This window comes from Bradyrhizobium sp. (assembly GCF_050014615.1).
In the GTDB taxonomy this organism is placed as follows: domain Bacteria; phylum Pseudomonadota; class Alphaproteobacteria; order Rhizobiales; family Xanthobacteraceae; genus Bradyrhizobium.
This window is the reverse complement of sequence record NZ_JBEKCZ010000279.1, coordinates 1-5,615: the sequence shown is the minus strand read 5'-3', so window position 1 is coordinate 5,615 and position 5,615 is coordinate 1. Positions and strand designations below refer to the sequence as shown.

4 protein-coding genes and 1 pseudogene are annotated in these 5,615 nt (G+C 60.4%); 1 reads left to right on the top strand and 4 read right to left on the bottom strand.

Annotated elements, in window-relative coordinates:
- Positions 1–461: 461 nt before the first annotated feature.
- The gene (locus tag ABR948_RS27855; RefSeq protein WP_428124246.1) at positions 462–1,058 is read left to right on the top strand and encodes a hypothetical protein; all 597 of its coding nucleotides are present in this window, start codon (positions 462–464) and stop codon (positions 1,056–1,058) included.
- 183 nt (positions 1,059–1,241) lie between these two features.
- Here the strand turns inward: ABR948_RS27855 and ABR948_RS27850 are convergent, their stop codons facing one another.
- The 4 genes and pseudogenes from ABR948_RS27850 to ABR948_RS27835 form a co-directional block, all read right to left on the bottom strand.
- A complete protein-coding gene (locus ABR948_RS27850; RefSeq protein ID WP_428124244.1) occupies positions 1,242–2,948 on the bottom strand; it encodes a porin in 1,707 nt (568 codons plus the stop codon).
- Between the two features lie 354 nt (positions 2,949–3,302).
- Positions 3,303–3,554: a hypothetical protein gene (locus ABR948_RS27845; RefSeq protein ID WP_428124242.1), complete on the bottom strand. Its 252-nt coding sequence runs from the start codon at positions 3,552–3,554 to the stop codon at positions 3,303–3,305.
- Between the two features lie 343 nt (positions 3,555–3,897).
- Positions 3,898–4,614: an MgtC/SapB family protein gene (locus tag ABR948_RS27840; protein ID WP_428124240.1), complete on the bottom strand. Its 717-nt coding sequence runs from the start codon at positions 4,612–4,614 to the stop codon at positions 3,898–3,900.
- Positions 4,615–4,687: 73 nt separating this feature from the next.
- Positions 4,688–5,615 (bottom strand): annotated as a pseudogene (locus ABR948_RS27835) (hypothetical protein); the annotation flags it as partial.

Here is a 5,615-nt window from a genome sequence, read left to right as displayed (position 1 = left end):
AAACGAGCGGCGAGAGCTGCCGCGTGCAAACAGGGAATGTTTTCGGCAATTGAAGCCTCATGCCTGGCCATCGACCGAGGCCCTCCGTCGCCCGCCACGAAGCCGCCTCATTTCCGCGTCCGCCAGCCGTTTCGTGTACGCAAGACAATGCGTCGCCATTGCCGATGATCCGCGTTCGCATGTTCGATTTCGATTCCGCATGGAAACGACGGATGGGTTCATCATCGTGGGTTCCCGGCACGCTGCGTAACAAATAGTCAGCGGATCTTGAAAGCGATTTTATTCCGATGGTTCCCGGCTCGGCACAAATGTGTCCTGCCATCAGCACGGGGCCAGTAAGTTTCCGGTGCCGCGGGAAAAACGTCCCATTCCGGGGTGACAAGCCGGCCAATAATGGCGACAATCGGTAGAATTCATGATTTGCGAATTCCTTGCGAATTCGCACTCGAGGAAAGTCGTCCGTGATTGCATTCCGCAGTTCCGCATTGCTGATAGCCGCGATCGCCGGTGGCCTGCTGCTGCAGCCTTCGCGCGCGCAGGCACAGTGGTGGGGTGCGCGCGCGCCGGCGGATTTCGAGGAGTGCGCCGACAGCGCGGAAAAGGTCGAGAGCAAGGAAGCCAGGACCGCGGCGCTGTCGGAATGCAACGCGAAGTTTGCCGGACGGCGCAAGCCCGGCGGCGGCTACAGCTATTTCGATTTCATGCAGAACCGGAACTTCGATATCGCGGGTCCCAATCCGACGCCGGAAGAACAGAGGCAAATCGACGAACAATACACCGCCTATCTCGACAATCAGCGGCGCAGCAGCATCGCGGCGGCGTTCGCGGCCAAGCAGCAGCTCGAGCGTGCTTCGCTGAAGAATGAAAACGAAAAGGCGCCCGCGACCACCGCGAGCATCAGCAAGCCGCAAGCGCCGGCCAGTGACGTCAGGCATTTAAGGGCGAATAATTGCGCGCAACATTCCTTCTCCTGTGACTGGCCGCGGCTGTCCGAAGGCATCAAGGATCTGAAGAAAGCGCTGTTCGGCTCGCCGTCGAGCAAGGCCAAGCGGAGCTGACCGTTCCGTCGGTCGTTCCGCGACATGCGCCGGCGCGAACCCCGGATGTGCGTTGGCCAATCGAGCAAACGCGTCGTTGCCGCACGGATCCTGGCCCGGAGATCATGCTGCAAATAAATAGAGCGGGATGACGATCCGAAGAAAGTCATCCCGCTCCGGCAGCTGTTGTGAACCGATGGGGCTCTAGAACTTCCAGGAAGCGCCGGTCGAGACGCCGACGATGGTGGTGCCGGTGTAGCAATGTGGCGTTGAGGTGTAGCCGCCATCCGCCCCGAACGCGTCGTGGCAGTCCGTCGTAACGCCTCTGCCGCCCGCGCCGAGATCATAGTGAGCGCTCGAACCGTTGAAGGTCGCCGCAACCGCGGTGTACCAGGTCAGGTTCGGGCTCAGCATTCGCTTGTAGGAGGCCGTCACCATATCCGCCGCGTTCAGGTTGAGCGCATAGGTACCGAACCCGTCGAGCGTCGTCTGGGTCGAGCTGTTGTGCTGGCCGGGGTCGCCGACCGCCGTGAACGCGTGTCCCCAGCCGAAATGAATGCTGTCGATGGGGGTCAGTTGCTGGCTCACGAACAGCCACGAACCGTTGCGGCTTCGCTCATTCTGGAAGTCGAGGTCAGCCGGAACGTAGCGATGCATCATTTCAAAGATGCCGCCGAACGTGGTGCCGGTGGAGAAATGATACAATGCCGCGACTTTGAAGGCGTCCTCGGCCGCGACGTCCTCGTTGAAGAGGTTCTGGGCATAGGCCGAAGGCAGCGTCGCCAGGCTCGATGCGCCGTACATCGCGGTGATATCGCTCTGCCGGTTGACCGCCTCGTGACGCTCATAGGCGACGGTGGCGTAGAAGGCATTGTGGGTGAAACTCAGATTGGCGCTGACGGCATTGCTGAAGGAGCCGTCGTTACACGCGACCGGCAGATTGCCGCCGCTCTGGGGAACGTTGCCGCCGGCGCAATCGGATTCTCCGGCCGCGATGTTGGAGCTGTCGGTATCGCGGTTCTGCCCCGGAGCAAACAGGGCGTTGAACTGGAAGCCGTGAATGCTGGGCGATTCGTACCAGATCGCGTGGTCGAGCCGGGTGCCGAATTCGACACGGTTGTCGCCGCCGGTATTGCCCATGATCACGCCGTAATCGCCGATCTGACCGGCGAACGGGTTGAACGCGGAGGTCGAGGTCTTGTACGGCGCGTCCGTCTTGCCGATCTTGACCGCGCCCCACTCCGGCGACGCGAAGCCGATATAGGTGTTGCGGTTGAACAGCGTGCCGTTGACGGTGTCGCTCAGACTGCTGTTGGATTCCTTCAGACCGGGCGTGGCCGAAATATCGAATCCGAGTTCGAGTTGATACACAAAATTGGATTCCATGCCGGGCAGACGTTGAAAGCCGCGAACGCCGAGATAGGACAGGTTGGTCGAGATCGCCGGCATCCACCCGAAATTTCCGACCGGAGCCGAGGCGCCGTTCAGGTTCAGGGTTCCGACATTCTTCGATGTGTCATCGATCGAGACATCCAGATTGCCGTAAGCGGTGATCTCGCCGCCGGGCGTATAGAATGTCAGGGGGTCGCCATGCTTGTGCTCGAGATAATAGTGCCCGTTGGCATCGAGGTCGAAGGCAGCGGTCTTCACCGGACCGCCGGGCGGCGGCACACTGACCACGCGGGGGCCCGCAGGCGCGGCCTGGACCACGACCGGCGGCGCGCTTTTTTTCGATTCCATGCGGTTGAGTCGCGCCTTGAGCTCGGCATTCTCCTTGGCAAGTTGAGCATCGCGTTGCTCGATCGCGTTGAGCCGCTCCAGCACTTGATCAAGCTTGTCGGCCGACGCCGACGGAGACTGAGTAACCACCGCGACCGCCGCAGCGGCCACGCCTAGCGCATATTTTTTCATCGCCATCCCCTTTAGAACGGCTCTTAATTTGAGCCTGGGGTAAGGCTGGAGGCGTTGGGGAACGGGGTCAATATGATGACACCGGCGCAGAAGTTATTGCAATTGCGAAGAGATTTCAGGGCGTGAGCAATAAAGACGTGATGCTTCAACAGCATCTTGCACCACAGCAGAGATGTTGCTGTGCGAGATACATTGTATCATTTCAGCAACAATACTGAATAATGTATACCAGACGGTAATAAACCGCCACAACTAAAAGCAGCGACGCGCGCGAACGTCGCCCAAACAAGCCGGACAAACTTCCGTCCTGTCACACGTACCAAGCTCAAATGCTTGAGGTCGCCGGCGCCGCTTTCAGTAGCGGGAGTTGGGATCGCAGGCGTAGTGATAGGCGTTCGGCGTCCAGACGAAACAGTGGCCGCTTTCGCTATAGGCGTACCAGGGCGCATGCCAGCCGGGCCGTTCATGGCGCCAGTCAAATGAGCCGTTGGAAACATAGCCCTGCGTGACGCCGGAGGCGCGTGGATCGGCCTGGGTGCCATTGGCGTTTGCCGCCGCGACAGTGAGCGTGAGAATCGCGGCTGTCGTCATCAGGAGTTTTGTCATTGTCGTCTCCGAAATTGTCGTCTCTGAAATTCAGAAGTTCTGGTTCCCGACCTTCGATGCACCAACGTTCCAACCTTCGATGCATCAGGGCGTTTGCGCCAAAGGCCGATCGAAATCTTCCTCGCGCTCCAGGCACGATACACCCGCCTGGCGCTATCGAATTCTAAGTCTTTATTTAAGATTCTGTTCCGACGATCATGAAACCGTGAAAGTGTCGCCGACGCTGCGCGCCGCCGTCGATCAAACGCGCTTCTGAACAAATCCAAGATCTGCTAATCAAGACCGGCCATTCAGGACCTGCCAATCAAGACCTGCCAATCAAGACCTGCCATTCGAGCGCGCGCTATTCGAGCGCGCGCACGTTCCAGGTGACGTGGCGAACGCCGGGCAGGCCGGCCAGGCTGGCGACGACGGCATCGAGTTCGTCCGGTTCGATCGACAGGCTGACCAGCGTGGCGACGATTTCGGCCTCTTCTTCGGACCGATCAATGACCTTGGTATCGCGCACCGGGTAATTGGCCGCCGCGAGTTTCTCGAGCAGAAACTCCCGCACCGGCGCAACCGCGCCGATGTCCGCCGTGACCAGCACGTCATACAGCGCCTCGGAAGATTGCTCGTTGATCGGAATGCGGTCGATCGCGTTCACCAGCGGACGCAGCAAGGTGTTGCCGCCGAGCACGAACAGCGTCAGCAGCGCCGCCTGCGCGACCATGTCGGCGCCGGCGCAGCATCCGACCGCCGCCGAGGCCCACAGCGTCGCGGCGGTGTTGAGGCCTCTGACATTCATGCCTTCCTTCATGATGGTGCCGGCGCCGAGGAAGCCTATTCCCGAGACGACATAGGCGATCACGCGCACACTGCCTTCCGATCCCGTGAGGTGCATGGCCAGATCGACAAAGGCCGATGCACCGACGGCGACCAGCACGTTGGTTCGCAGGCCGGCGCTGCGCTGGCGATACTGCCGCTCGGCGCCGATCAAGGTTCCCAGTACGAAGGCCGTCAGCAGGCTGACCAGCGTGTCGAGAAAGTCATAGAGCTGGAAAGTCTGAATGAAGCGCATGGCGATGATAACCTGGGCGAGATGAACTGCCTTTGGTTACCACCGGTGCAAGGCAGCTTCAATTCGTTCGGCCTCAATTCGTAATGTGGGCCGTCGCCAGTGCCTGCTTGAACATGGTTTGCAGCATGTTGGTGATGTCGGCGGGCGTGTTGGCGGTGTAGAAAAAGCCGGGCGAGGCGCAAGCCGTAAGGCTGGGCGGGATATTCGGGATGTTGTTGTTGGCGGCATCGTCCTCGTCATTGGCAAAGGACGCGTTCACCGGGCTGATCGTCTGGTAGGGAATGTAGAGCACGGCAACGACGATGCCACGGTTCTTGAGAGTCGTGCAGGCGGCGGGATAGGCGTTGGAGGCGTTACTCAGCGTGGTGGCGTGGTTGCTGCCGGACCAGCCGCCGTTGGGAACGCCCTTGCTTTGCGGATCCTGGGCGCCGTCGGTAATGAGAAAGACGTAAGGCAGCGTGCTGGTTGCGGTGATGCCGCTGCCGACGCTGGTGATCAGGTTGTTCACGCTGTTGAGCGCAACGTCGATATGCGTGCCGCCAGAGCCGAGATTTGAATTCATGTTGTTGTCGAGCAGCGTGGCCAGGTTGGCGGCGGCGTAGTTGATGGTCGAGGAATTGGTGGGGGACCCGCTGATGGAACTGGTCAGCGGAAAATAGGAATAAAGCGACGTGATGAACGGGTAGAGCCCGATCCGGAATTCATTGGTGACCAGTTCGTACTGGGGGTTGCTCGCGGTTGCGAACAAATCCGTCAGCGCCACGCCGACCGCGTCGAGGCGCAGCTGGATGCAGGCGTCGGTGCCCGCGGTAGGACAGGACGTAGCCGCCGGCAGGCTGTAACTCAGGCTGCTGGTGTTGCCGATAATCAGCGGATTCGGCGAGCCATCAACCGCATTGAGGACGCCGGTGCCGGTAAGCATCGCTTTCGGCAGGCCAGGTTTCTGCTTCGGCACGCTCATCGTCGACGCCTGGTTGATGAGGTTGGAAAGCGCGGTCTGG

Bases quoted from the DNA above. Each gene is read 5' to 3' on its own strand.
- ABR948_RS27840 (WP_428124240.1), bottom strand. From the start codon at position 4,614: ATGCGCTTCATTCAGACTTTCCAGCTCTATGACTTTCTCGACACGCTG.
- ABR948_RS27845 (WP_428124242.1), bottom strand. From the start codon at position 3,554: ATGACAAAACTCCTGATGACGACAGCCGCGATTCTCACGCTCACTGTC.
- ABR948_RS27850 (WP_428124244.1), bottom strand. From the start codon at position 2,948: ATGAAAAAATATGCGCTAGGCGTGGCCGCTGCGGCGGTCGCGGTGGTT.